Genomic DNA, 24,920 nt, shown 5'->3' with positions numbered 1-24,920 from the left:
CCGCGGCGGCGTCCGCCCGTGCGCCGGGAGCCGCCGCGGGCGGGGCCACCGCGGCGGCCGGGGCGGGAGTCGAGGTAGCGGCGGGCGCCCCAGCCCAGCACGGCCTCGGCGAGCAGCACGCCGGGCGCGGCGTCGGCGTGGCCGAGTTGCTCGGCGGCGTGCCGGCAGTAGGGGCAGGCGGACAGGTGCTCCTGGACGTCGGGCAGCAGGGCACCGCCGCGGCGGATCGGGACGTCGAGCAGGCGGTTGTAGTAGCGGCAGTCCTTTCCCGGGGCGAGTTCCCGGTGGGCGCGCACCAGGCCCTCGCGGAATTTCTCCCGCGCCTGCGCCAGCGCGGCCGTCGCGCTGTCGGTGTCGATACCGAGCAGTGCGGCGGGGACGGCTATCGGCTCGGCCTCGACCTCGGTGTGCCAGAGCAGCGTCTGGTCCGGCCGGGGAAGGGCGTGGAAAGAGCGGTCGGACAGGGCGCGGTTTTCCGGTATCAGCGTCTTGGCCGCGCGCATACCGCGGCCCCCGGCGGGCTTTCCGAGACCGGGCAGTACGGCGGTGATCCGGTCCGTGGCGGACCAGTTGACGACGGTGTCCCGGACTGCCACGAGCAGCCGGGGACGCAGTGCCTCGGCCGGTTCGCCGAGTGCGAGGCGCCCGAGGACCTGGTGGAAGGCGGTGGCGGTGACCATGTGGGCGAGCGGCCCGGACAGGGCGAGGCAGATGACCGCGTAGTCCTGGGCCGGCTGCCAGTGCCGGGCCATGAGCAGGGCGGCGGACCGCGAGCCTTCCGCATCGGAACCGGCCCGCAGCGGGCCGGCGAGGGACTCGTCCGGTTCCCCGGGATCTCCGCCGGGCGGCGGATAGGGGGGGCGAGGAGGGTGGGGGGTGGGCACTGAGCGGATTCCTTTGATGCGTGATGCGTACCTCTGCGGCGCGCACGGGGAGGCGAATTCATCGGCGCTCGGCCGGTGAAGGATCCGCAACTGCCGGAAGAACTCCGGACTTTACCCCCCGCACGGGCGTGTCAACCCTCGCACAACTTCCACACGAGCAACAAGGCGCCCGCACAACATCGACAGTTTTGAAAGAAAGTCAGAAATCAAACGCTCACGGCTGTTCACGGGTGACCGCATTCGGCATTTCGAGCACCCCGGTCGCACTCGGATCCGCCAGGCACCGTTCAGATCTGCCAGGAACGCAGCCGGTCGGCCGCGCCGTACACGTCCGCCTTGCCGGAGATCAGGTCGCGGGCGAGGTCGACGAGGGCGCCGTAGGGCGGGTCGATGCCGACGCCGCTGACGAACATGTAGGCCACGGCGGTCGCGCAGGCGAAGCGGGCGTTGGCCGCGGGCAGCGGTTTGAGCAGGGCGAGGGTGTGCAGCAGGGCGGCGGCCCGCCAGGCGGGGTCGGAGTCCACGCCGAGCCGGGGCGGGTCCACCCGGTGCCGGGCGACGGCGGCGACCAGCGCGGAGAAGTCGTCGACCGCGGGCTGGTCGGGCAGGACCTCCTCGTGGCGCTGAAGCAGCCAGGGCACGTCGATATGGATGACGGAGGGCATCGATCAGGCGGCCTCGTCCTTGGTGGTGGGTTCGTCGTCCGGGAAGGCCGCCGCGAACTCCTCGGCGTGCGCGGCGAAGAACTTCCGGAAGGCCTCGGCGCCCTCCTGGAGCGCCCGGTGCCGGGCGATGTCGGCGGCGGCGGCCTCACGCACGAGGGCCTTCATCGACGTACCGCGCTCCTTGGCGATCTGCCGCAGGTCCTCAAGTTCCCGGTCGCTGAACTCCACGTTGAGAGCTGGCATGTCCCTCACGGTACCGCGCGGGTACTTACCCGTAAATACCAGCAGGTCAGACGCTCCCCGGCACGGTACCTGCAGCGCCCGACAGCCATGTCCGATTCCCGCCGGTCCCGGGGCGCGCGACGCACCAGACTCGGCAGCGGAGGACAGGAAGAGACACCGGGAGACGGAAGGAACCGCCATGAACACCCGAACCCGCACCGTGCACACCGTCCACCCGAGCCCGCTGGGCGATCTGCTGCTGACCGGCACCGTCTCGGCGGCCGGCTGCGCGCTCACCTCGCTCACCCTGCCCGGGCAGCGCGGCGCGCCCGCCGTGCGTGCCGAGGACCGCGACGACGCGCCGTTCGCCGCGGCGCACCGGCAGCTCGACGGCTACTTCACGGGCCGCCCGATCCGCTTCGACCTGCCGTTCGCGCCCGCCGGCACCCCGTTCCAGCGGGCGGTGTGGCAGGCCCTGGACGGCATCGCCCACGGCACCACGACGACGTACGGCGAACTGTCCGCCCGGCTGGGCGTGCCCCGCGCCGAGCTGCGCGCGGTGGGCCGGGCCCTCGGTGCCAACCCGCTGCTCCTGCTGCGCCCCTGCCACCGGGTGATCGGTGCGGACGGCTCGATGCGCGGGTACGCGGGCGGCGTCGAGAACAAGGTGTGGCTGCTGACGCACGAGGGTGCGCTGCAGCCCACCTTGTCCTGGGTGGACGATCTCGCTACACGTCCAGCCGGCTGATGCGCACGGCGCCCTGCGCCGTGCCGGGGTCGGCGCTGGTGAGCGTCAGCCGCAGCCGGGAGCCGCGCACCGCGTCGAAGGTGATCACCGTCGGCGTGTCCGAGGCCGTGGCCCACTGCGTCCTCGCGCCCGTCACCGGCACGTACGCCCGCCCGTCCCACACCGCCACCTCGGCCCGCGCGGGCAGCGTGTGCCCGGCGTCCACGGTGAAGGAGACCTCCACCCGGTCGAAGGCGCGGGTCCGCCCGGCGTCGACGCAGACCCAGTCCGTCGCCCGGGCCCCGCTGAAGGCGGGCAGCAGCCCGGTGGCCTGCTTCACGAAGGCGTTGGACCAGCCGGTGGCCGGATCGCCGTCCAGCATCGCGGCGGGCGGGGTGTCCTCGCGGCCGGAGTAACTGGCGTCCGCGTAGGGGTAGTTGACGGGCGCCGGGTGGTCCGGCCGGAACTGGGACGGCGGGGTGCGGGACGCCTCGCGGGCCGCGGTGGCCCGCACGCTCACCCGCCCCGTGCGCAGACCGGCCACGCGCGCGGTGACCGTCAGCTCCCCCGGTCCCGTGCCGGACCGCACGATGGCGAGGGCCTTGCCGTGGAACGCGGTGCGGGTGCTCGCCTGGTAGCGCTCGGCGCTCTCCTCACGGCCGTTGTCGACCCCGGCCAGTGAGCCGCCGGTCACGGCGAAGGTGATCAGGTGCTCGGCGTCGGGCACCACCACCCCCTGTGCGTCGACGATGTCGGCGGTGACGAAGACCAGGGAACGGCCGTCCGCGGCGACGGAGTCGCGGTCGGCCGTGAGGCGCACGGCGTGCGGGGCGCCGGCGGTGCGCAGCACGTCGGTGGCGACGACCCTGCCGTCCCGCCGGGCCACGGCCTTCAACTCGCCCGGCCGGTACGGAACTTTCCACATCAAGTGCAGTTTGCCCGCGCTGCCGTTGGGGCTGGTGTAGCTGCCCGGGTAGGGGCCGTCCGTGAAGGTCTTGTCGTCGCCGGTGGCCTCGGTGGTCTCCAGGTACGCGCGACCGTCCGTGGTCCTCTTGACGTCGAACTCCCTTGTTCCCAGGGACTTTCCGTTGAGGAACAGCTCGACGGACGGCACGTTGGCGTACGCCCAGACCTCCACCGTGTCACCCTCGCCGAGGTTCTCGTGGTTCCACGTCATCGGCAGCAGATGGACCATCGGCTCGGTCGTCCACTGGCTCCTGAAGAGGTGGTACATGTCCTTCGGGAATCCGGCCGTGTCGACGGCGCCGAAGAAGGACGCCTTGACCGGGAAGACGTCGTACGGCGTCGGCTCGCCGATGTAGTCGATGCCGGACCACAGGAACTGCCCCGCGAACCACTTGCGGTCCCGGTCCTTCTTGTGGCCGTACTCGCCGCTCATCGTCCAGGAGGCGAGGTTGTTGTCGTAGGAGGAGGTCTCCCGTCGGCCGGGGGTGTGGTTCTCGCCGGTGTTGAGGTGCTCCGGCTCCTGGTAGGCGCCCCGGGTCGAGGTCTCCGAGGAGGACTCGGACTCGAAGAGGAACAGGTGCGGGTACTTCGCGTGCAGGGCGTCGACCGACTTCGCGGTGTTGTAGTTGAGGCCGAGGCCGTCGAGCTTGGCGAGCATCAGGTCGGCGGGCGAGCCGGTGGCGGGCACGCCGTGGTACTTGTTGGAGCCGATGACCACCGGGCGGGTGTCGTCGGCGGCCCTGATCGCGCCGATGATCCGGTCGGCCATGGCGAGCCCGGCCGTGGTGGTGGAGTCGGGGATCTCGTTGCCTATGGACCACAGGACGACGGCGGGCGAGTTGCGGGCGGCCAGCACCATCTCGGTGGCGTCCCTCTCGCACCACTCGTCGAAGAACCGGCCGTAGTCGTATGCCGTCTTGCCGGTGCGCCAGCAGTCGAAGGCCTCGACCATCATCACGATGCCCAGTTCCTCGCAGGCCTGGATCATCTGCGGCGAGGGCGGGTTGTGCGAGGTACGGAAGGCGTTGACGCCCATCGACTTCATGATGCGCATCTGTCTGCGGACCGCGTCGAGGCTGATCGCCGCGCCGAGCGCGCCCTGGTCGTGGTGGAGGTCGACACCCTTGATCTTGGTGGCGGTGCCGTTGAGGGAGAAGCCCTCGTCGGGGTCGAAGCGGTAGCTGCGTATGCCGAACGGGGTGCGGTAGCTGTCGGTGGTGCGGCCGCCGGCACGCAGCTCGGTGTGCAGGGTGTAGCGGTGACCGGGGGTGCCGAAGTCCCACAACTGCGGCTCGGGGACGGTCAGTTCGTGCGTCTCGGTGGCCTGTTCGGAGACGGCGACGGTGGTGGCCGCGCGGGCGACCGTACGGCCGTCGGGCCCGACGATCCGGGAGAGCACCTGGACGTCCGTGCCCGTGCCGGACTCGTTCACGACGGTCGTCGCCACGCGGACCTGGGCCCGGTCCGCCGCGATCTCGTCCGTGGTGACGTACGTCCCCCAGCGGGCCACGTGCACCGGGTCGGTGATCACGAGGCGGGCCTCGCGGTAGATGCCGCTGCCGGAGTACCAGCGGCTGCTCGGCAGCCGGTTGCGCACCTTGACGGCGAGGACGTTCGGCGTACTGCCGTCGGTGTGCACGAGGCCGGTGAGGTCGAGGGCGAACCCGGTGTAGCCGTAGGGGTGGCGGCCTGTCTCGGTGCCGTTGCAGGAGACGTACGCGTCCATGTAGACCCCGTCGAACTCCACCGAGATCCGCCGCCCCGCGCAGGCGGGCGGGAGGGTGAAGGAGAGCCGGTACCAGGCGAGCCCGCCCGGCAGGAAGCCGGTGCCGCTGGTGGTGCCGTGGCCGGTCGTCGGGGTCTGCTCGATGCTCCAGTCGTGCGGGACGGCGACCTCGCGCCAGTCCGTGTCGTCGTAGCCGGCGTCGGCGGCCCGGTCGTGGGCACCGGTCGGGTCGGTGCTGCCGTCCGGGTCGACCAGCGTGAAACGCCAGCCGTCCCGCAGCGGCACGGTGTGGCGGCCGCCGGCGCCCGCGAACGCGTCGGCGGCGAGGGCGGCCGGAGCCGCCGCGGTGCTCAGCAGCGCGCCGGCCGCGGGCGTTGCCGTGGCTGCGAGCAGTACCGATCGGCGCGTGACCGTCATGGCGGCTCTCCCTCATCAGGGCCCAGAAATACTCACAACTGATCGTGAACAAACAGATTCTGACGGTCTGCCACACACGATCGTCAAGGGTCCGGCACCTTGCTTCCGCCCCTGGCCACGCATCGGCCGGATTTCCCCCTTGACCCGGTTCGACCCACCGGCCGACCGGCCCGGAGCGGCGCCCGGGGCGGCGGTTCACGGGCGCGCCGGAAGCACTACCCTGGAACGGAAGCGGTGCCACCTGTTCACTGTGAGTGTGCGCTTGGGAGCGGCGACGATGAGCCGGGTCTATCCGTTCGACGACGCGGCGACGGCCCGGGCTGTCATCGACGACGCCGGAACAGTGGTGGAGTGGAACGAGGGTGCACGTCGCCTGCTCGGCCACCCCGCGCAGGCCGTGGTGGGCCGACCCGCCGCCCTGCTGCTGGCCGACGAGCCCCCGGCCGTCCCCACGGGCCGCCGCTGGGAGGGAACGCTCGGATTGCGTCACCGGGACGGCCGTACGCTCCCCGTCTGGCTGCTCGCCCACCGCAGACCGCCGCGCGGCGCGCACGCCGGCGGCTGGCTCGTGGTCACCCCGCTGACCGGCGGCGAGCCGCCCGCCGCGGACGACCCGCTCGCCGAGGCGGTCCTGGTCCAGTCGCCGTGCGCCCTCGCCGTGTACGACGACACGCTCCGGCTGCGCCGCATGAACGACGCCATGGCCGAAGTCGTCGGCCTGCCGGAGGACCGGGTGCGCGGACTGCGGCTCGCCGAGATCGGCGGCAGGGCGCAGAGCGAGGAACTGGAGCAGGCCCTGCTCCAGGTCCTGGTCGACGGCCGCGCGCAGGACGTGCAGACCGTCACCCGCACCGGCGGCGAGGACCGCTCCCACGCCTGGCTCGCCCGGCTGGCCCCGGTCCGGGACGGCGACGGCCGGGTGCGCGGGGTGTGCCTGGCCGCGCACGACATCACCGACAACTACCGGGCCCGGCAACGGCTCCAGCTGGTCAACGAGGCGAGCGTGCGCATCGGCAGCACCCTCGACGTGAGCCGGACGGCCGAGGAGCTGGCCGACGTGTGCGTGCCCGCCCTCGCCGACTTCGTCACCATCGACCTGCTGGACCCGCAGGAACAGGGCGGCGAGCCCCCGGCCCGCGTCACGGCGCCGGTGACCCTGCGCCGGATCGCCCACCGGTCGGTGCACCCGCACGTGCCGGAGGCCGTGATCAGCCCCGGGCAGACCGAGGAGTACCCGGCCGGCTCCCCGCAGGCCGACTCGCTGACCGCGGGCCACACGATCGTCGCCTCCGTGGCCGAGGGCGACATCGACGAGTGGCTGACCTGGCACACCGCGCGCGCCCGGCGGGTGCGGGAGTTCGGCATGCACTCCTCGATGTCGGTGCCGATCCAGGCGCGCGGGCTGACCCTCGGGGTCGCGGTCCTCACCCGGTACCGGCACCCGGACCGGTTCACCGCGGACGACGTGCTGCTGGCCGAGGAGATCACCGCCCGCGCCGCCGTCTGCGTCGACAACGCCCGCCGCTACTCCCGTGAGCGGGAGACCGCCCTCGCGCTCCAGCGCAGCCTGCTGCCCCGCACCCTGCCGCGCACGGCCGCGCTGGACGCGTCCTCGCGCTATCTGCCGGCCGCGCGGGCCGGGGTGGGCGGCGACTGGTTCGACGTGATCCCGCTGTCCGGGATGCGGGTCGCCATGGTCGTCGGGGACGTCGTCGGACACGGCGTAGAAGCCTCGGCCACCATGGGCCGGCTGCGCACCGCCGTGCGCACCCTCGCCGACATCGACCTGGCCCCGGACGAGCTGCTCACCCATCTGGACGACCTGGTGGTCCGGCTGTCGCAGGAGTCCGGCGGCGAAGGCAGCCCCGGCGAACTCGGCGCGACCTGCCTGTACGCCGTCTACGACCCGGTGTCACGGCGCTGCACCGCGGCCCGCGCCGGGCATCCGCCGCCGGTGGTGATCCGGCCCGGCGGCACACCTCAGGCGCTGGAGCTGCCCGCCGGTCCCGCGCTGGGCCTGGGCGGGCTGCCCTTCGAGTCCACCGAGGTGGAGCTGCCCGAGGGCACCGTCCTCGCGCTGTACACGGACGGGCTCGTGTCGGCGCGGGAGCAGGACCCGGAGACGAGCCGGGACACGCTGTTCGAGGCGCTCGGGGCGTACGCGGGCTCCCTGGACGAGACCTGCGACCGCGTCCTGCACCGCCTGCTGCCGCCGGGCGGCTGCGCCGACGACGTGGCGCTCCTGCTCGCCCGCACCCGGGGCCTGCCCGCCGCGCAGGTGGCGACCTGGCACGTCCCGGCCGACCTGGCGCTGGTCGCGCCGATCCGCAAGCAGGTCGTGGAGCAGCTGGACGCCTGGAGGCTGAGCGAGGCGTCGTTCACGGCGGAGCTGGTGGTCAGCGAGCTGGTCACCAACGCCCTCCGGTACGGCGCCCACCCCGTGCGGCTGCGGCTGATCCACGACGCGGCCACGCTGATCTGCGAGGTCTCCGACACCAGCCACACCGCCCCGCACCTGCGCCGCGCCAAGATCTTCGACGAGGGCGGCCGGGGTCTGCTGCTGGTCGCCCAGCTCACCCAGCGCTGGGGCAGCCGGCATACCCCCGACGGCAAGACGATCTGGGCGGAACTGCCGCTGTACGAGGAGGACCGGTAGTCCGGGACGGGGGTGCTACGACCCGGCCAGCCAGGGCCGTACCTGCTTGCGGGCCTCGTGCAGGCGGGACTTGAGGGTGCCGAGGGGGATGCCGACGCGCTCGGCGACCTCGGCGTAGTCCAGCTGGCAGATGTCCCGGTAGACCAGCGGTGCGACCAGGTGGGGGTGGGTGCGCTCCAGCCGGTCCAGGGCCTCCAGCAGGTCGACCCGGGAGCCGGCGATGACGCTGGTGGTGCGCGGGTCGACGGCGTACGCCGGCTCGATCGTGGCGGGCTGCTCGGCGGCGCGCCGCTTCAGCTCCCGGTACTTCTGCCGGCAGCAGTTGGCGACCACGGTGTACAGCCAGGTGCCGAAGCGGCTGCGGCCCTCGAACGCGGTGATGTGCCGGGCGACCTGGAGCAGCACGTCCTGCGCGGCCTCCTCGGCGTCCTCGCGGCAGGGCAGGAAGCGCGCGCAGCGCCGCACCACCTCCGGGCGGATCTCCGCCAGCAGCCGCTCCAGGGCGACGTGGTCGCCGGCGGCGGCCCACCGGGCGAGGTCTTCCAGCGGCGTCTGGTCCTGCACGGACAAGCCCCTCTTCGAGTCGATCTCAGGCCAGGCATGATAGTCGTATGCACCCCCTGGAGCGGATCGGCCGCTACCGACTCGAACGGCCGCTGGGCAGCGGCGCCTTCGCCACGGTGTGGCTCGCCCTCGACGAAGAGCTCCAGGCGCCGGTCGCGGTGAAGGTCCTCGCCGAGAACTGGACGCACCGGCTCGACATCCGCGAACGCTTCCTGTCCGAGGCCCGGCTGCTGCGCCGGGCCGGCTCCAGCCGGATCGTGCAGGTCTACGACATCGGTCAACTCCCCGACGGCAGGCCGTACTTCGTGATGGAGTACGCCGACGGCGGCACCCTCGCCGATCTGCTGGCCGGCGGCCCGCTGCCGGTGCGGGACGCGCTCGCGCTGACCGCGGAGGCCGCGCGCAGCGCCGCCGCGCTGCACGAGGCGGGCATCGTGCACCGGGACATCAAACCGACCAACGTGCTGCTGCACACCGCCCCGGACGGCACCCGGCGGCTGCTGCTGGCCGACCTGGGCCTCGCCAAGAGCCTCGCGCAGGCCTCGGTGCTGACCCTGGCCGCGGGCTCGGCGGGCTATCAGCCGCCGGAGCAGGCCGAACCGGGCGAGGGCATCGACGAGCGGGCCGACGTCTACAGCCTGGGCGCGGTCGGCTACGAGCTGCTCACCGCCACCGTGCCGGGCCCCCCGGGCCGGGTCGTACCGCCCCGGCGGCTGCGGCCGGACCTCGGCGAGGACGTGGAGCGGGCGGTGCTGCGGGCCCTGGAGCCGGACCGGTCGCGGCGCTGGCCCGGCGCGCAGGCGTTCGCGCGGGAGCTGGACCGGCTGGCGGCGGCCCCGGCCGTGGCGCCGGGCGACGCCCGGCGGCTGGACGGCGTGCGCGGGCGGCTGAACGTCGTGACGATGTCGCTGGCCGCGGTGCTCGCCGCCGCGGCGGCCGCGGTCACGGTGACCGTCGTCCTGCACCACCGCGCCGCCTCCTCGGACGGGACGCGCGTGACGGACTCGACCGGGCGGGTCGTCGTCCAGGTGCCCGCGGGCTGGGGCCACGAACTGCGGGACTCCGGCTGGGACCCGGGGGCACTGGGGCTGGCCAGGGGACACGAGCCGGGGCTGGTGGTCGCCGACGACCTGACCCGGTGGTCCGACCTGGCCAAGCCGGTGAACGGCGTGTTCGTCGGGGTCAGCGAGCACGGCGACCTGGCCGGGAAGGTCGAGGCCCTCACCCACTCCGGCTGCCGCTACTCCGGCAGCCGCACCTTCGCCGGCACCGGCTTCCACGGACTGGTGCGGACCTGGAGCGGCTGCCCCGACGGCGGCTCGATCACGGAGTCCGCGCTGACCCCGGCGAACGGCTCCGGTCAACCACAGGTGTACGTACAGGTGCGCGAGCAGGGAACCGGTGACGCCACGGACGGGATACTCCGTTCGCTGCGGGTCGGCTGAGGGACGCCTGCCGGTGGTCCCGGCGGGGAAGAAACCCTGCGTGTGCCGAACTTTTCGGGCACTGTGCGCATCGGATCCCCATGACGGCGCACTCGGCGCCTCGGGCACCCGTTCCCTCGTGTGCCCTGACCCCCACAGGAGTGTTGAGCGACATGGTGTACGCACCCCGGTCCACGCGGCACGGGGCCCTGCTCGTCGGTACGTTCGCCGTGCTGGGCCTCCTGACCGCCTGCGGCAGCAACAGCCACGACGTCCACAGCAACCCGCCCCTGACCGCGCCCGGCACGGCCGCGCCCGCGACGGGCGACACCCAGAGCCCGGGGTCGGCCGCGTCCGCCCCGGGCTCCGCCACCACCGGCCCCGGCGCCGCCGCGTCGTCCGCCCCGCAGGCGACGACCACCAAGGGCGGCGGTACGGCCCCCTCCGGGGCTTCCGCCGACCGCTGCCACACTTCGCAGCTGCGCGCCTCCGTGGGCGGCAACGACCCGGGCGCCGGCCAGGAGAACTTCCCGGTCGTGCTCACGAACACCTCCGGCCGCACCTGCACCCTGCACGGCTTCCCGGGCGCGGCCTTCGTGAGCGCCTCCGGCGGCCGGCTCGGCCCGGACCCGAGGCGCGAGTCGGGCTCCCCGGTGACGGTCACGCTCAGGCCGGGGCAGAGCGCCTGGGCGGGGCTGTCCTTCTCCAACCCCGGTATCAGCGGCGCCAGGACGGCCACCCCGGCCGCTCTGCTGGTCACCCCGCCGGACGAGCGTGACTCCCTGAAGGTCACCTGGACGGGCGGGGCGGTGCCCGTGGGCGGAAACTCCTCGTCCGTCTTCCTCTCGGTCCTCGCCCCCGGCACGGCTCCCTGACCTACCGGCCGACTGACCTGCTGACCTGCTGAAACGACTCCCGCGACGAACCCCGCCGCCCCTGCCGGGCCGGCGGGGTTCGTCATGAGCGCGCCACAACTGTCACAGGACGGCAACAGCCGCCGTCCGCCCCGATCTTTCTCGCCGCTTCCGCGATCGAACCCGACGACCGCACGGTGAACAGGCCCCGCAGAGGGCCTTGGAGAAGGAATTCGGGGACAAGATGAGCGGGATCTCACGCAGGCGGGTGCTGACGGCGGGCGCGGCGGCCGGCGCCCTGGGCACGCTGGCCGCGTGCTCCTCCGGCACCGGCCTCTCGGTCGGCGGCCCGGACTCCTCGGGCGACAAGGCCACCGCCCAGGCGCGGCCGGCCAAGCTGATAGGCGACGGCTCCACCGCCGACACCGGCCCCCAGCCGCACCAGCCGACGCCCGACCGGCTGAAGCCGGGCCAGAAGCCGCCGCAGTTCGTGGTGTTCTCCTGGGACGGCGCGGGCGAGCTGAGCAACAAGCTGTTCTCCCGGTTCCGCAAGGTGGCCGCCGACCACGGTGCCGGGATGACGTTCTTCCTCAGCGGCATCTACGCCCTGCCCGAGTCCAAGAAGACGCTGTACCGCCCGCCGCAGCACGCGGTCGGCGCCTCCGACATCGGCTACCTCGCCGACCGGCACATCCACAACACGCTCCAGCAGGTCCGGGCGGCCTGGCTGGAGGGCCACGAGATAGGCACCCACTTCAACGGCCACTTCTGCGGGGCGACCGGGGTGCGCAACTGGTCCTCGGCCGAGTGGCGCAGCGAGATCGACCAGGCGATGGCCTTCGTGACGCAGTGGAAGACCAACACCGGCTTCACGGACCTCGACCCGCTCCCCTTCGACTACCACAAGGAGCTGATGGGCGGCCGTACTCCGTGCCTGGAGGGCCAGTCCAACCTGCTGCCCACCGCCGCCGCGCTCGGCTGGAAGTACGACGCCAGCTCCCCCGGCGGCCTGCAGATCTGGCCGGGCAAGGTGCAGGGCGGGAAGATCTGGGACTTCCCGCTCCAGTCGATCCCGTTCCCGGGACACTCCTTCCAGGTGCTGTCGATGGACTACAACATGATGTTCAACCAGTCCGCCGGCAACCCGAACGGCGACCGCGCCCAGTACGACGCCTGGCGCACCCAGGCCCGCGACGCGTATGTCGCCGGCTTCGACCGCGCGTACACGACCAACCGCGCTCCCCTCTTCATCGGCAACCACTTCGAACGCTGGAACGGCGGCATCTACATGGACGCCGTCGAGGAGGCGATCGGCAAGATGGCCGCGTACGGCGACGACGTGCGGTTCGTGTCGTTCAAGCAGCTCGTGCACTGGCTGGAGGCGCAGGACCAGGCGGTGCTGCGCAAGCTGCGCACCCTGGTGCCCGGGCAGTCCCCGGTGGGCGGCTGGGCGGAGTTCCTGGGCGCGGCGGGCAGCCGGTCCTCCTGAGCCGTTCAGGACGACAGGTCTTCATGGGCGGGCACCACGTGATCCACTCGGGAATTCTCCGAGAGGGGGTCGAGACCCGGGGAGGCCGGCCGGATGCGTGTGTTCGCCCGGCTCGTCGAGGGCACCTGGCCCGCCTGCGTGGACGCCCTGCGCGACCACGCGCCGGACGGCGCCGAGGTGGTCCTGCTGCACGTCACCGGCACCAAGGTCCCGGGGCTCGCGCACGGCGCGGCGCTGCGCGGGACGTCGTCGGCCGAACTGCTCGACGCGACCGCCCCTGTGTGCGCGAGGAGCGGTCGGGCCGGGTCGAGCGGGAGGCGGTGGCCGCGTGCGAGGGCGCCGGCCTGCTGGTGTGGCCGGAGCCGCCCCTGCCCCTGGGAACCCTCCCGCCCCGCCGCCGCACCACCCCTGAGTCAGCGGTGGTGCCACCCGCCGCCCTCGTAACCCCCGCCGCCCCAGCCGCACTGGTACGGGTACGCCGCACAGGGATCGGACGGGACGGACGGTGTGGGCGTCGGGGCCACCGAGGTGGGCGTGGGGGCCGGTGCGGCGGTGGTGCCGGACGCCGTGGGGCCGGGCTTCGGTGCGGGGGGTGCGGGGTGGCGGGTGGCGGCCGGTGCGGCGGGCCTGTCGCTGTCCCAGTTGACGTTCTGCATCTGGAGCTCGGGCTTGGCGGTGTCGACGGACCAGCGCTGGTCGGTGCCGGTGGCGCGGTTCTTGGTGACCAGGGCGCCGGAGCCGTCGGTGGCGGCCGGGGTGAGCGCCAGCTCCTGGTTCCAGCGCGGCACGAGCACGCCCTGGAGCGTGAAGTCGTAGCGGATGGCGCGCGCGGCCGCGCCGGTGGCCGAGCAGGGGGCGAGGCGCACCGAGTAGCCGAGGCTGGAGTCCAGGCACAGGTCGGGCGCGGCGGAGTCGCGCAACAGCCCGTCGGACTCGTATGTCCACTGCTGGCTCGGTGTCGCGCCGCAGGCGGCGAGTTCGGTCTCGGCGCCCTGGACGGCCTTGCCGCCGACGACGCCGATGCAGAGCCCGGAGGCGAGGTTGCGCAGCCGCCCGCGCACCGCGCCCTGCCCGGCCGCGCCCGTCCCGGCCCAGGAGGCGCCGGGGCTCGACGTTCCCGTACCCGGCGCTCTGGACGCGTCACCGCCCGTGCCCCGCGCCGGGTGGTCCCCGGAGCCGAGCACCGACCACAGCAGCAGGGGCAGCACGACCAGAGCACTCACGGTCCCCACGGCCAGGGCGACGTTGCGGCGCCGGGCGCGTCGGGCGGCGCGCCGGTCCGAGCGGCGCGAGGGGGCGGGCTCGCCGTCGGAGCTGGCGGGGGCGGACGTGCCGGGCTCGGCCGGGGCGGTGGTACGGCGGCGGCCCGGGACCGGTACGGGGCCGCGACGACGGGTGGGAGCGGCGGGGCCGGCGTGGTGGCCCGTGGCGGCGGCCGAGGTGAAGGACTCGCCGGACCGGGGTGTCAGGGACGCGGGGTCCGGGGCGGGCGGGGGCGGCTCCTCGGTGCGGCGCGCGCGGGACTCGACGTAGTCCCGGGCGCCCCAGCCGAGCACCGCCTCGGCGAGCGCGAGCCCCAGCCCGGTGTTGAAGGCGGCGAGCTGGTCGGCGGTGCGGCGGCAGTGGGTGCAGCGGGCCAGGTGTCCGGCGAGGTCCGGGTCCAGTTCGATACCGCCGCGCCGGTAGGTCACGTCGAGCATGCGCAGATAGCTCCGGCACTCGGCCTCGGGGGCGAGTTCGCGGTGGACCTGGAGGCACTCCTCGCGCAACCGCTCGCGCGCCCGGCGCAGTTCGACGCGCGTGTCCTCCTCGTCCAGGCCGAGCAGCGCCGCCGGTACGGCGAGCGGTTCGGCCTCGACCTCGGTGTGCCACAGCACGGCGCGGGAGGTCTGCGGCACCCCCTGGAAGGCGCGGGAGAGCAGGCGGCGGCCGGGCGGGGGCAGCAGCCGGGCGGAGGCGCGCTCACCGGTGGCGCTGGAGCGCAGTGCGGGGTGCAGGAGTTCCTGGCGGCCGTCGGCGTCCCACTCGGCGGCGATCCGGCGGACGGTGACGAGCAGCTGGGGCCGCCAGGCGGCGCTCGGGCCGGCCTGCCGGAGCGAGGCGCCGAAGAGCCGGGTGAAGGCGGCGGTGGTGAGCATGCCGGCGCCGTGCGTGCCGTCCGTGCACAGCCGGGCGTAGGCGAAGGCGGCCTCCCAGTGCCGGTCGAGCAGTTCACCGACGGGATGCAGCGCGGGAGTCGTGCCCGTCCACTTCTTCAGCTCGGCGCTCAGCTCCTCGTCCGACAGGCCTGCCTCATTCACGGCCGCAATTCCTCCAGACGGATACGGGAATTAGTCCATACCAACTGGTATGGCGAGGTGATGGGGCAGCTCGGACGTCCACCTGAGGCGGCTCTTTTGAAGCGTGGGGGTGTACGGGGAGCGGCCTGGCGCATGCAGCGGGGAATGTAATTGTCTGCACGCGGACAGCGCACACTTTTGCACAGCGCGGCACTTTGGAACAAGGGATCTCGCGCTTCTCGCGATTCCGGGCGGAAGGTCTTCGGTTGACTATTTGTCAAAAGCGGTCGGCCCGGGCAAACCAATTCCTCTCCTACCGCCGCTCACCCGCCCGGTAGGCGCCGGGCGGCATCCCGTGGTGTTCCCGGAAGATCCGGCTGAAGTGGTAGGGACTCGGGAATCCCGAGGCCGCCGCCACCCGCTCCACCGTCAGGTCGGTGCTCCGCAGCAGCCGGGCCGCGTGCCGCAGCCGGGCCTCGCGCAGCGCCCGCATCGGGGACCGGCCGGTGCACAGCGTGAACAGGTGGGCGAAGCGGGACGGGGAGAGCGCGACGCTCTCGGCGAGCGAGCGGACGGTGTGCGGGGCGCCGGGGTCGGCCGCGATCAGTTCCTCGGCCCGGCGCACCCGGGGATCGTCCTGCGCTACGGACGGCACGGCCCGGGCACCGGACACCGCGAGCAGGACGGCCTCCTCCAGCGCGCAGAGCGCCAGTTCGCGGGCCGGGAAGCCGTCGGCCACGACCACGGGATCCGGCCCGCGCGCGGCGCCCCGGTCCGTGAGCATCCGGGCGAAGGCCGCCGCGATCCGCTCGTGCGGCGCGGCGGGGACGGAGGGTACGGCGTACAGCCCGTCGCCCACGGCGTACGGCGCGAGCCAGGGCGTCCAGGACGGGCGTGCCCCGCAGTGCGCCCACCAGAACCGCCAGCGCTCGGCGCCGGGCGCGACGGCGTACCGGTGAGCGGTGCCGGGCGCGAGCACCACCAGGTCCCCGGCGCCCGCCCGGGTGCGGGCGCCGCCCTGGCGGAGCAGGCCGTGTCCGCCCGTGGTGAAGGTGAACAGCCAGCTCGCCGAACCCCCGGGCCGGTGGACGCGGTAGCCCGGGCCCTGGTCGTAACGCCCGGTCACCACCAGGTCCGGCGGCGGGGACGGGTCACCGGCGGCAGCCGTCACGGGCAGGCCCTCAGCACACACGGACATCCTCCCCTCGGGCACATGCGCCTAGCGTGCCGGACGGACGACCGGGCCACCCGACTTGAGGAGCGGACACATGACAGCCACGGACGACGCCGGCAGGCTGCCCGGGACACTCCGGCAGCGGTTCGAGGAGGACGGATTCACGGTCGTACGCGCCCTGTTCGGCCGAGCCGAGACCGAGCGGCTGTGCGCGTACTTCGCGGCGCTGCACGCGGCCGGTCCGGTGCCGGGCCGCTTCGAGCCCCGCCCGGCCGATCCCGACCCGCTGCGCCGCCATCCCCGGGTGATGCAGCCGCACGAATTCAGCCCGCCCGCCCGGGAGTTCCTGCTGGACGCCCGGCTGCGGGCCGTGCTGGAGGTGCTGTTCGGCGAGGAGGTGCTGGCCGCGCAGAGCATGTTCTACTTCAAGCCGCCGGGGGCGCGCGGGCAGGCCCTGCACCAGGACAACTTCTACCTCCGGGTCGAGCCGGGCACCTGCATCGCCGCGTGGGTGGCCTGCGAGCCGATCGACCGGGACAACGGCGGCCTCGACGTCGTCCCGGGCACCCACCGGATGGACCTGTTCTGTCCCGAACTCGCCGACGAGGAGGCGTCGTTCGCCCGCGAGTACGTGCCGCCGCCGCCCGGACTCGTGCCGGTCCCGGTGGATCTGGCGCCGGGTGACGTGCTGTTCTTCAACGGCAGCCTGGTGCACGGCTCGGGGCCGAACCGCACCGCCGACCGCTTCCGGCGCTCGTTCATCGGGCACTATGTCGGCCGGTCGGCCGAGCGGATCGGCGCGTACTACCGGACGCTGACGATGAGCGGCGAGCGGGTGCCACTGCCCGTGAGCGAGGGGGCCGGTCCGTGCGGCACGGAGTTCGTACCGCACGGACCGCACTGACCGGTCGGTGACCGTTCAGTGGCCGCTGATCGCCCGTGCCGTGTACGGCTGTTCCAGTTCCTCGATCTCCTTCTCGCTCAGCTCCAGTTCGACGGCCGCGACGGCGTCCTCGATGTGGTGCGGCTCGGCGGCGCCGACGATCGGGGCCGCCACCGTGGCCCGGTGCAGCAGCCAGGCGAGGGCGACCTGGGCGCGGGGGACGCCGCGGGCCTCGGCGATGCGGGTGACGGCCTCGACGATCGAGCGGTCGCTCTCCAGGTACAGCCTGCTGCCGAAGTTGTCGTTCGCGCTGCGCTCGGTGACCGTGCCCCAGTCACGGGTGAGCCGGCCGCGCGCCAGCGGGCTCCACGGCAGCGCGCTGACGCCCTGGTCCGCGCAGAGCGGCAGCATCTCCCGCTCCTCCTCGCGGTAGAGCAGGTTGTAGTGGTTCTGCATGGACACGAACGGGGTCCAGCCGTGCCGCTCGGCCGTGTACTGCGCCTTGGAGAACTCCCAGGCGTACATCGAACTCGCGCCGATGTAGCGCACCTTGCCCGCCTTGACCAGGTCGTGCAGGGCCTCCATCGTCTCCTCGACCGGGGTGGCGTGGTCGTAGCGGTGGATCTGGTAGAGGTCGACGTAGTCGGTGCCGAGGCGGCGCAGACTGTGGTCGATCTCGGTCATGATGTTCTTGCGGGACAGTCCGGCGCCGTTGGGGCCCGGCCGCATCCGGCCGTGCACCTTGGTGGCCAGCACGACCTCGTCGCGGTTCGCGAAGTCGCGCAGGGCCCTGCCGACGATCTCCTCGCTGGTGCCGTCGGAGTAGACGTTGGCGGTGTCGAAGAAGTTGATGCCCGCCTCCAGCGCCTGCCGGATGAGCGGGCGGGACGCCTCCTCGTCGAGGGTCCACTCGTGGACGCCGCGGTCGGGCAGGCCGTAGGTCATGCAGCCCAGACAGATCCGCGAGACGTCCAGGCCCGTGGAACCGAGCTTCACGTACTGCATCGATGCTGCTCCCGCCGTCGGAAACGATGGTCGGGACCGAGCCTACGGCCTGACCGGGCCCGGACTTGACGGGGCGAACACGCGGGCGACGTGATCCTGACACGTGCCGCGCCGCGGGTTCCTTGAGGACCGCAGGCGCCCTGACAGTGAGGTGACCGCTGGGGTGAGCGGCTGAGCATCGTCCGCCGGGACCGGGACGTCTCCGCTCCGGGGAACGCGCAGTACGTCCGAAAAGCGCGGTGGCGCTCCGCTGGGGGGGCGGATGCGCCGTCGGGGTGCCCTGACATGCCGTCCGGCGCCCGCGCGGCGGAGCCGCACATCGATCCGGCCCCGCGCTCCTTGGGGGCGCTGTGGTTGCTGCCGTCAGGTGATCGTCCGGCGTGGGAGGCGCGGATCGTCGTACTGTCGGCTCATCCTCGGCGGCAGACGACCGGCGTCCGGCCGGTCACGGCCGCCTCGGAGGAAACGCGGTGCCGACACGTTCCACCACGTTCAGAACCCTGGCCGGGGCAGCGCTGCTGCCCCTGGCCCTCGTCACCCCCGCCTGCGCGCAGTCCACTGCCGCATCCGCATCCGCCCCCGCGCCCGAGACGCCGGGCACACTGTGCGCGGCCGCGGGCACCCTGCGCGGCTCGCACGGCGAGCAGGCCCAGGTCAGCCTGTGCGCGGACACCGGCTCCCCGAGACTGAACATCACGGCCCCGGCCACCTGTCGGGGCACGGACGCCAAGGTGCAGTACGTCTGCCGCACCGAGGGTTCCTGGGAGGTGCACCGCGCGGGCAAGTCCCTGGGCACCGGGTCGCTGCCCGGCTCGCGGCTGTACGCCGGTCCGGGCGCGTACGACATCTCCGCCACGGTGCGCGTGAGGTCGGTGCCGGCCGGGGTCGACCTGAAGGGCACGGTCAAGGCCACCGTGTCGCTGACCGCGCCGATGGCGAAGGCCACGCACGTGGTCAGCGCCGACAACACCGTGCTGCGCCGCAACGCCACGACGACGGTGACGTACACGATCCGCCGCAACAGCGACGAGGGCGACGGCAACGCGCGGCTGGGCATGATCGGCGAGGAGGGCACCGGCGTGCAGATCCGCAGCGCCGACCGCCGCTGTGTGAACCCGCTGGTGGGCCGCTACCCGTCGAAGACCCGGCTGGCGAACTCCCTGGACTGCACGGTGACCGAACTCCAGCCCGGCCACCCGGAGAAGCTCCGGGTCAGGGTCACCCTCGGGGCGAAGTGCTCCACGGTGGTCTCGAAGCTCGGTTACTGGGTGCCGCAGGGCCAGAGCATGTACACCGGAGCCATGCTGGAGGGCCCGAAGCTGACCTGCCGTTAGGCCCCTAGAGCGGCCCGAGCAGGTCCAGGGCCCGCTCCCATGCGAAGTCCGGCCGGCTGCCGTCCGGCCGGACTTCGCCGTTGTACGGCTCGCCGAAGCGGACGCCCATGCCGCGCAGCCGGGCCAGGCTGTCGAGGTAGGCCGGGTGGGCGGCCAGGGCGTCGGCCACGCAGGGCAGGACCGCCACGGGTATGCGGAGGCCGGCCGCCTCGCACAGGGTGCCGAGGGCGAGCGTGTCGGCGATGCCGGCCGCCCACTTGTTGACGGTGTTGAAGGTGGCCGGTGCCACCGCCACGGCGTCCGGCGGCGGGAAGGGACGCGGGTCGGCCGGGGTCCGCCAGGCCGAGCGCACGGGACGGCCGGTCTGGGCCGCCGCGGCTTCCAGGTCGAAGAAGCCGCCCGCCGCGACGGGGGTCGCGATGACACCGACCGCCCAGTCCCGCGCTTGCGCGGCGGTGATCAGCCGGTCGACGCCGGCGGCGACGCCCGCCGCGCAGACGACGACGTAGAGGAAGGGTTTCTCGGCCTGTCGGGTCATCCGGGAACCCTACTGAACGCCGGACCTACCGGAGGGGGAAGGACGCCCCGCGCTCGCTCCCGGGCCGGGGTCCGGCGATGCGGCGCTCGTGCTCCTCGATGGCGACGTCGTTGATGCTGGCCTCGCGCCGGGTCATCAGGCCGTGCTCGTCGAACTCCCACAGCTCGTTGCCGTACGAGCGCCACCACTGCCCGGCGGCGTCGTGGCACTCGTACTGGAAGCGGACGGCGATGCGGTTGCCGTCGAAGGCCCACAGGTCCTTGCGCAGGGCGTAGTCCAGCTCGCGCTCCCACTTCGCGGTGAGGAACGTGACGATCTCGGCGCGTCCGGTGACGAAGGTGCCGCGGTTGCGCCAGACCGAGTCCTCCGAGTAGGCGGGCGCCACCGTGTGCGGGTCCCGGGTGTTCCAGGCGTCCTCGGCGGCCTGGACCTTCTGTACGGCGGTCTCACGGGTGAACGGCGGCAGGGGCGGGCGGTCGGCCATGGTCTCCTCCTGGGTTCGGACCGCGCCTGGGCAGCGGCCGAGTCGACAAGAGAACGTGCGTTCTCCATGTGTCTGCTACCGTAGGAGAACGATCGTTCTCACGTCAAGGAACCTGTCAGGGAGTCAAAAGGAACCTGCCAGGGAGTCAAGGAGTGCCGATGCCGCCGATGGACACCGCGGTCGCCCGGGACCGCGCGCTCGACGCCGCGGAGGACCTGTTCTACGCCCGCGGCATCCAGGCCGTCGGCATGGACGAAGTGCGGGGCGCCTCGGGGCTGTCGCTCAAGCGTCTGTACCAGCTGTTCCCGGCCAAGGAGCAGCTCGTCACGGCGTATCTGGCCCGGCGGGACGAGCGCTGGCGCGGGCGTCTGGCCGAGCACGTGGCACGGCAGCGGGACCCGCGGGAGCGGATCCCTGCCGTGTTCGACTGGCTCCAGGAATGGTTCGGCGAGGCCGGCTTCCGCGGCTGCGCCTGGCTCAACGCCTACGGCGAGCTGGGCACGGCGTCCGCCCCGGTGGCCGAGCAGGTCCGCGCCCACAAGGAGGCCTTCCGGGGTTACCTCGCCTCGCTCGTGGACGCGGCCGGACTGCCCGCCGCACTCACCGGCCCCCTCTTCCTGCTGGCCGAGGGGGCCATGGTCACGGCGGGTGTCACGGGCGACGCGCGGCCGGCGGCCGAGGCCCGCGAGGCGGCGCGGGCGCTGGTGGCGGCCGCCGGCGCGGACGGGATCAGCCGGTGGTCTCCGACACCGTGATCGCCGAGACCGGGCAGGCGCGGGCCGCCTCCTTGACCATCGGCTCGTCCGTGCCGTCCTCGTGGCCGGGGAGCAGCGTGCTGAAGCCGTCGTCGTCCTGGGTGAAGACCTTCGGGGCGGCGAGCGCGCACTGCCCCGCGCCGATGCAGACGTTCGTGTCGATGCTGACCTTGAATCGCATGAGCTGAGCCTCTTACCAGGTCACGGGGAGTTCCAGCATCCCCTGGATCGTGTCGCCGCGCTTGAAGGGGATTTCCTCGGCCGGCACGGCGAGGCGCAGGCCGGGCAGCCGGGACAGCAGCGCGCCGAGGGCGATCTCCAGTTCCGCGCGGGCCAGGTTCTGCCCCAGGCACTGGTGGATGCCGAAGCCGAACGCCACATGGTGGCGGGTGCCGCGGTGGAAGTCCAGGCTGTCGGGGTCCTCGTACTGGGCCGGGTCGCGGTTGATCACCGAGGTGGAGAACAGCACGCCCTCGCCGGCCCGGATCGTCTCGCCGCCGATCTCGATGTCCTCCAGCGCCACCCGCTGCAGCCCCTCCGCGATGGAGAGCATCCGCATCAGCTCCTCGACGGCGGCGGGCAGCAGCGCCGGGTCGGCGCGCAGCTCGGCGAGCCGCTCGGGGTGCTGGAGCAGGGTGAACGTGCCCAGCGAGATCATGTTGGCGGTGGTCTCGTGGCCCGCGACCAGCAGGATCAGGGCCAGGGAGACGACGTCGGCACGCTCCAGGACGCCGTCGCGCAGCTGCTGGTGGACGAGGTCGTCGAGGATGCCGTCGCCCGGCTCGGCCGCCTTCGCCTTGTCGTCGACCAGCCCGCCGATGTACTCCTCCAGGCGGGCGCGGGCGGCCACGGCCTCGTCGGCCGTCCGGCCGCGCAGCAGTCTGCGGGACTGTTCCTCGAAGAACTCGTGGTCGGCGTACGGCACGCCGAGCAGGAAGCAGATCACCGTCGACGGCACGGGCAGCGCGAAGGACGAGACCAGTTCGGCGGGCGGGCCCTGGGCGATCATGTCGTCCAGCAGACCGTCCACGACCCGCTGGATCCAGGGCCGCAGCTCGGTGGCGCGCCGGACGGTGAACTCCGGGATCATCATCCGCCGCTGCCGGTTGTGCTCGGGATCGTCCAGCCCGAGCAGGGCCACCCGGCGGTCCTGGATGCCCTGGAAGCGCTCCGCGGGCACGGGGAACTCGGGGCGGCGGCGGTCGGAGGAGAGCCGGGGGTCCGAGAGCAGGGCGCGGGCGGCGGCGTGTCCGGTGACCGCCCAGACCTCACGGCCGTCGAAGAGGGTGACGCGGGACAGGGCACGCCCGTCCCGCAGTGGCGCGTATCCGGTGGGCGGGTGGTAGGGACAGGTGCGGTCCTGCGGGAAGGCGACGGGGTCGGCCGGGGTTGCCGGGCCGGTCATGTCCGTCAGTTCCGTCATGAGTAGACCTCGCAGACGAAGAAGTGCGTGGTACCGATCTTCATTAGATGCCCGAGGCACCTATAGGTCCACGACAAGTTCGGCCACTTCGGTGAACCGTGGGATCTGGCTGAAGATGAGGGGTGCGAGGGAGGACAACCGGCCGGATTCCGGGGCCCTGGGCCGCCGGCCGGCCGTCGCGGATCCACCCGGATGGCCGGTCATGACTCCAGGGTACGGCTCTCCTGCGACGCGAAGGCGCAGGATCCACGGGGTGCCGGCGCGGCCGCGCTCGTCCTCCGGCCGGTCCGGCCGCCCGTCGCAGCCGTCCGCGTACGGCTCGGCGATCCGCCGCGGTTCGCCCTCGCCGGTGGTGCGCGGCCGGGACGGGACCACCGTGCCGCCGGGGCGGTGGAGTTCGATTGCCTGTGAGGTGAGGGCCGTACGGGGGAAGGGATCCTCGGTGCGGATGATCCGCGCGGCCGCCGGTGTTGTGCGCGGTGGCAGACAGCCGTTGAACCGACGAAGGGGATGAACCCGTGCCTCTTGAGGGTGAGTACGAGCCCAGCCCGACCCAGTGGGTGCGCGAGCAGGTCGAGCTGTACGAGGGCTCCGGCGGGACGAAGGGAACGACGCTCATGGACACCGGGCTTCCGGTGATCATCCTGACGACCCGGGGCGCGAAGAGCGGCAAGATCCGCAAGACGCCGTTGATGCGGGTGGAGCACGACGGGACGTACGCGGTGGTCGCCTCGCAGGGCGGTGCGCCCAAGCACCCGGTCTGGTACTTCAACATCACGTCCGATCCGCACGTCGAACTCCAGGACGGCCCGGTCAAGCGGGACCTGCGGGCGCGTGAGGTCACCGGCGGGGAGAAGGAGCTGTGGTGGGAGCGGGCCGTGGCCGCGTACCCGCCGTACGCCGAGTACCAGGAGAAGACCTCGCGGGAGATCCCGGTCTTCGTTCTGGAGCCCGTCGACGGGAGCTGATGACGCGCCGGGAACCGGCGGAATTTAGAAAAATCTGTGCCGGGGAGGTGTGACCCCGTATCGGGGTGGGCAGTCGTGCAGCAAGGCCCCGCCGCGTTCCCCCGTCGCGGCGGGGCCGCATGTCGGTGCGGCCCCGCGCCGCTACGGGGCGCTGAGCCACGCACCGTCTCTCATCAGCTCCCTGCCCTCCTGTTCGTTCTCCTCGCGCCAGGCCTGCACGCGTCGCGGAAGGACTTTGAAATACAGGTAACGGGTGGCGAGTTGGCGGGGGTCGAAGCCGGTCTTGCCGGCGAAGACCTCCGCGTCCTCCTCCGGGAGGTCCTCCGGGGGCACCGTCTGGACGGTGCCCTCGATGACGACGACGTCCCGGGTGGAGCCGAGGCCGAGGCGGGTGCGGCCCGTCGCGGCGAGATTGCGGCCGGTGGGGCTTTCGGCCGGGGTGGCGAGCAGCAGCGTGGCGCCGTCCCACACGAAGGACAGCGGCACGAGATGGGGAGCGCCGGCGTCGGGACCGGCGGTGGCCACCCAGGCGTCGACGTCGTGTTCCAGCCGGTGCAGGGTGTCCTTCGTGCGCTCCGCGGTGGTGCGGGCGGGCGGTGGGGTCATCGCGTACGGCCTCCTCGGGATACGGATCCCGTCCAGTGTGACCGTCAGCCCGCCCCGTCCGCACGGACGTGGTCGAGGCGTGTCCGCGCGGCCGTCAGGAACAGATCGAGGGCGGCCGGGTAGGAACTGGCGCGCATGGTGGCCACGAGGTGGCGGGACGTGGCCGCGATGTGCGGGTGGGTGGCGGCGGGCAGCCGGCCGTAGGTCTCGCGCCACACCTCCGCCTCGGCCTCGCGGGCGGCCCGGGGCAGGGCGGTGCCGGCGGAGTCCAGGGCGCCGAAGGCGAGGGCCTGGTCGACGAAGGCGTGGTAGATCCGCACCGCCTCCCGGTCCGGGAACCCGGCCCGCCGCAGCACCCCGAGGATGGTCTCCACGGCCTGGATCTCCTGCGCGCGGCCGGTGACCCGGTGGGCGCTGAGCACCGCCGCACGGGGGTGCGCGAGGGCGCCGGCGTGCATGCGCAGGCCCAGGTCGCGCAGGTCGGCCAGCCAGTCGCCGGTCGGCCGCCAAGGCCGCATGGAGCGGCCGATCAGCTCGTCGGCGACGGCCAGCATCAGGTCGTCGGTGTGCCGGAAGTACCGGTACAGGGAACTGGGATCGGCGCCGAGGGCCCGGCCCAGGCGGCGCACGGACAGCGCCTCGGAGCCGTGCTCCTCGATCAGCCGCAGCGCGGTCTCGACGATCAGCTCCGCGGACAGGACGACGCCCTGTTTGGTGGGGCGCCGGCGCTGCCGCGCGGCGGGCGGGACGACCCGTTCGCTCATCAAAGCCCTCCCTCGGATCCCGGGAGCCCTCCCCCGGACGTGCCCGGCACCTTATGACAACACCGTTGACCTGTGAAGTGCACCGGCGGTTTCATCTGCGGTCACCGGGGCCG

24 protein-coding genes and 1 pseudogene are annotated in these 24,920 nt (G+C 73.2%); 11 read left to right on the top strand and 14 right to left on the bottom strand.

Features of this window, described 5'->3' with window-relative positions:
* The 3 genes and pseudogenes from ACFC8N_RS35755 to ACFC8N_RS35745 form a co-directional block, all read right to left on the bottom strand.
* A pseudogene (locus ACFC8N_RS35755) lies at positions 1-884 on the bottom strand (hydrolase); the annotation flags it as partial.
* 287 nt (positions 885-1,171) lie between these two features.
* Entirely contained in the window at positions 1,172-1,549 is a 378-nt protein-coding gene (locus ACFC8N_RS35750; protein WP_071381958.1) for a toxin Doc, read from the bottom strand.
* A gap of 3 nt (positions 1,550-1,552) precedes the next feature.
* Positions 1,553-1,792, bottom strand: a complete 240-nt coding sequence (locus tag ACFC8N_RS35745; RefSeq protein WP_356029487.1) for a hypothetical protein — start codon at positions 1,790-1,792, stop codon at positions 1,553-1,555.
* A 178-nt stretch (positions 1,793-1,970) separates the two neighbouring features.
* Between ACFC8N_RS35745 and ACFC8N_RS35740 the strand changes: the two genes are divergently transcribed.
* Entirely contained in the window at positions 1,971-2,519 is a 549-nt protein-coding gene (locus ACFC8N_RS35740; RefSeq protein ID WP_376293034.1) for a methylated-DNA--[protein]-cysteine S-methyltransferase, read from the top strand.
* On the opposite strand, the gene ACFC8N_RS35735 is transcribed toward ACFC8N_RS35740, so the two are convergent.
* Positions 2,500-5,607 (bottom strand): glycoside hydrolase family 2 TIM barrel-domain containing protein, encoded by a 3,108-nt coding sequence (locus tag ACFC8N_RS35735; protein ID WP_376293032.1) that lies wholly within the window; start codon positions 5,605-5,607, stop codon positions 2,500-2,502. The two genes, ACFC8N_RS35740 and ACFC8N_RS35735, sit on opposite strands and share 20 nt — an antisense overlap.
* 277 nt (positions 5,608-5,884) lie before the next feature.
* Here ACFC8N_RS35735 and ACFC8N_RS35730 point away from each other — a divergent pair, with 277 nt between their 5' ends.
* Positions 5,885-8,263: a SpoIIE family protein phosphatase gene (locus ACFC8N_RS35730; RefSeq protein WP_376293030.1), complete on the top strand. Its 2,379-nt coding sequence runs from the start codon at positions 5,885-5,887 to the stop codon at positions 8,261-8,263.
* 15 nt (positions 8,264-8,278) lie between these two features.
* Here ACFC8N_RS35730 and ACFC8N_RS35725 read toward each other — a convergent pair whose 3' ends face one another.
* Positions 8,279-8,827 (bottom strand): RNA polymerase sigma factor, encoded by a 549-nt coding sequence (locus ACFC8N_RS35725; RefSeq protein ID WP_356029477.1) that lies wholly within the window; start codon positions 8,825-8,827, stop codon positions 8,279-8,281.
* Positions 8,828-8,874: 47 nt separating this feature from the next.
* Between ACFC8N_RS35725 and ACFC8N_RS35720 the strand changes: the two genes are divergently transcribed.
* The 4 genes from ACFC8N_RS35720 to ACFC8N_RS35705 all read left to right on the top strand — a co-directional run bounded on the left by ACFC8N_RS35720 (position 8,875) and on the right by ACFC8N_RS35705 (position 13,038).
* Positions 8,875-10,272 carry a serine/threonine-protein kinase gene (locus ACFC8N_RS35720; RefSeq protein ID WP_356029474.1) on the top strand — a complete coding sequence of 466 codons (1,398 nt, stop codon included), beginning with the start codon at positions 8,875-8,877 and terminating at the stop codon, positions 10,270-10,272.
* 152 nt (positions 10,273-10,424) lie between these two features.
* Entirely contained in the window at positions 10,425-11,126 is a 702-nt protein-coding gene (locus tag ACFC8N_RS35715; protein ID WP_376293027.1) for a DUF4232 domain-containing protein, read from the top strand.
* A gap of 223 nt (positions 11,127-11,349) precedes the next feature.
* Positions 11,350-12,594: a hypothetical protein gene (locus tag ACFC8N_RS35710; RefSeq protein ID WP_376293025.1), complete on the top strand. Its 1,245-nt coding sequence runs from the start codon at positions 11,350-11,352 to the stop codon at positions 12,592-12,594.
* A 93-nt stretch (positions 12,595-12,687) separates the two neighbouring features.
* Positions 12,688-13,038, top strand: coding sequence for a hypothetical protein (locus tag ACFC8N_RS35705; protein WP_376293023.1), 351 nt, complete (start codon positions 12,688-12,690; stop codon positions 13,036-13,038).
* Here the strand turns inward: ACFC8N_RS35705 and ACFC8N_RS35700 are convergent.
* Together ACFC8N_RS35700 and ACFC8N_RS35695 are read right to left on the bottom strand one after the other, a co-directional pair.
* Positions 13,008-14,894, bottom strand: coding sequence for an RICIN domain-containing protein (locus ACFC8N_RS35700; RefSeq protein ID WP_376293020.1), 1,887 nt, complete (start codon positions 14,892-14,894; stop codon positions 13,008-13,010). The two genes, ACFC8N_RS35705 and ACFC8N_RS35700, sit on opposite strands and share 31 nt — an antisense overlap.
* Positions 14,895-15,186: 292 nt before the next feature.
* Complete coding sequence (locus ACFC8N_RS35695; RefSeq protein WP_376293018.1) at positions 15,187-16,071, bottom strand: helix-turn-helix domain-containing protein; 885 nt, start codon at positions 16,069-16,071, stop codon at positions 15,187-15,189.
* Positions 16,072-16,141: 70 nt separating this feature from the next.
* Between ACFC8N_RS35695 and ACFC8N_RS35690 the strand changes: the two genes are divergently transcribed.
* Positions 16,142-16,951, top strand: a complete 810-nt coding sequence (locus ACFC8N_RS35690; RefSeq protein WP_376293016.1) for a phytanoyl-CoA dioxygenase family protein — start codon at positions 16,142-16,144, stop codon at positions 16,949-16,951.
* A gap of 15 nt (positions 16,952-16,966) precedes the next feature.
* Here the strand turns inward: ACFC8N_RS35690 and ACFC8N_RS35685 are convergent, their stop codons facing one another.
* Positions 16,967-17,935, bottom strand: coding sequence for an aldo/keto reductase (locus ACFC8N_RS35685; RefSeq protein WP_362819464.1), 969 nt, complete (start codon positions 17,933-17,935; stop codon positions 16,967-16,969).
* A gap of 470 nt (positions 17,936-18,405) precedes the next feature.
* Here ACFC8N_RS35685 and ACFC8N_RS35680 point away from each other — a divergent pair, with 470 nt between their 5' ends.
* On the top strand, positions 18,406-19,269 hold the full coding sequence (locus ACFC8N_RS35680; RefSeq protein WP_356029458.1) for a hypothetical protein: 864 nt from the start codon (positions 18,406-18,408) through the stop codon (positions 19,267-19,269).
* Between the two features lie 4 nt (positions 19,270-19,273).
* Here the strand turns inward: ACFC8N_RS35680 and ACFC8N_RS35675 are convergent, their stop codons facing one another.
* On the bottom strand, positions 19,274-19,807 hold the full coding sequence (locus ACFC8N_RS35675; protein ID WP_356029455.1) for a flavoprotein: 534 nt from the start codon (positions 19,805-19,807) through the stop codon (positions 19,274-19,276).
* Positions 19,808-19,832: 25 nt separating this feature from the next.
* On the bottom strand, positions 19,833-20,291 hold the full coding sequence (locus ACFC8N_RS35670; protein ID WP_376293014.1) for a nuclear transport factor 2 family protein: 459 nt from the start codon (positions 20,289-20,291) through the stop codon (positions 19,833-19,835).
* A gap of 167 nt (positions 20,292-20,458) precedes the next feature.
* Here ACFC8N_RS35670 and ACFC8N_RS35665 point away from each other — a divergent pair, with 167 nt between their 5' ends.
* Positions 20,459-21,046: a TetR/AcrR family transcriptional regulator gene (locus ACFC8N_RS35665; protein WP_376293052.1), complete on the top strand. Its 588-nt coding sequence runs from the start codon at positions 20,459-20,461 to the stop codon at positions 21,044-21,046.
* Here ACFC8N_RS35665 and ACFC8N_RS35660 read toward each other — a convergent pair.
* Entirely contained in the window at positions 21,021-21,227 is a 207-nt protein-coding gene (locus ACFC8N_RS35660; RefSeq protein ID WP_071378342.1) for a ferredoxin, read from the bottom strand. The two genes, ACFC8N_RS35665 and ACFC8N_RS35660, sit on opposite strands and share 26 nt — an antisense overlap.
* Positions 21,228-21,239: 12 nt before the next feature.
* Positions 21,240-22,469 carry a cytochrome P450 gene (locus ACFC8N_RS35655; RefSeq protein WP_376293011.1) on the bottom strand — a complete coding sequence of 410 codons (1,230 nt, stop codon included), beginning with the start codon at positions 22,467-22,469 and terminating at the stop codon, positions 21,240-21,242.
* Between the two features lie 192 nt (positions 22,470-22,661).
* On the opposite strand from ACFC8N_RS35655, the gene ACFC8N_RS35650 reads away from it, so the two are divergent.
* Positions 22,662-22,880 (top strand): hypothetical protein, encoded by a 219-nt coding sequence (locus tag ACFC8N_RS35650; protein ID WP_376293009.1) that lies wholly within the window; start codon positions 22,662-22,664, stop codon positions 22,878-22,880.
* Positions 22,881-22,987: 107 nt separating this feature from the next.
* Positions 22,988-23,437 carry a nitroreductase family deazaflavin-dependent oxidoreductase gene (locus ACFC8N_RS35645; protein ID WP_356029444.1) on the top strand — a complete coding sequence of 150 codons (450 nt, stop codon included), beginning with the start codon at positions 22,988-22,990 and terminating at the stop codon, positions 23,435-23,437.
* A gap of 141 nt (positions 23,438-23,578) precedes the next feature.
* Here ACFC8N_RS35645 and ACFC8N_RS35640 read toward each other — a convergent pair whose 3' ends face one another.
* Positions 23,579-24,043 (bottom strand): pyridoxamine 5'-phosphate oxidase family protein, encoded by a 465-nt coding sequence (locus ACFC8N_RS35640; RefSeq protein WP_362819459.1) that lies wholly within the window; start codon positions 24,041-24,043, stop codon positions 23,579-23,581.
* 44 nt (positions 24,044-24,087) lie between these two features.
* Entirely contained in the window at positions 24,088-24,807 is a 720-nt protein-coding gene (locus tag ACFC8N_RS35635; protein ID WP_356029439.1) for a TetR/AcrR family transcriptional regulator, read from the bottom strand.
* Between the last annotated feature and the right edge of the window lie 113 nt (positions 24,808-24,920).

It is taken from the genome of Streptomyces sp. NPDC055966, from assembly GCF_042269865.1.
In the GTDB taxonomy this organism is placed as follows: Bacteria; Actinomycetota; Actinomycetes; order Streptomycetales; family Streptomycetaceae; genus Streptomyces.
This window is presented reverse-complemented; position numbering and strand designations above follow the sequence as displayed.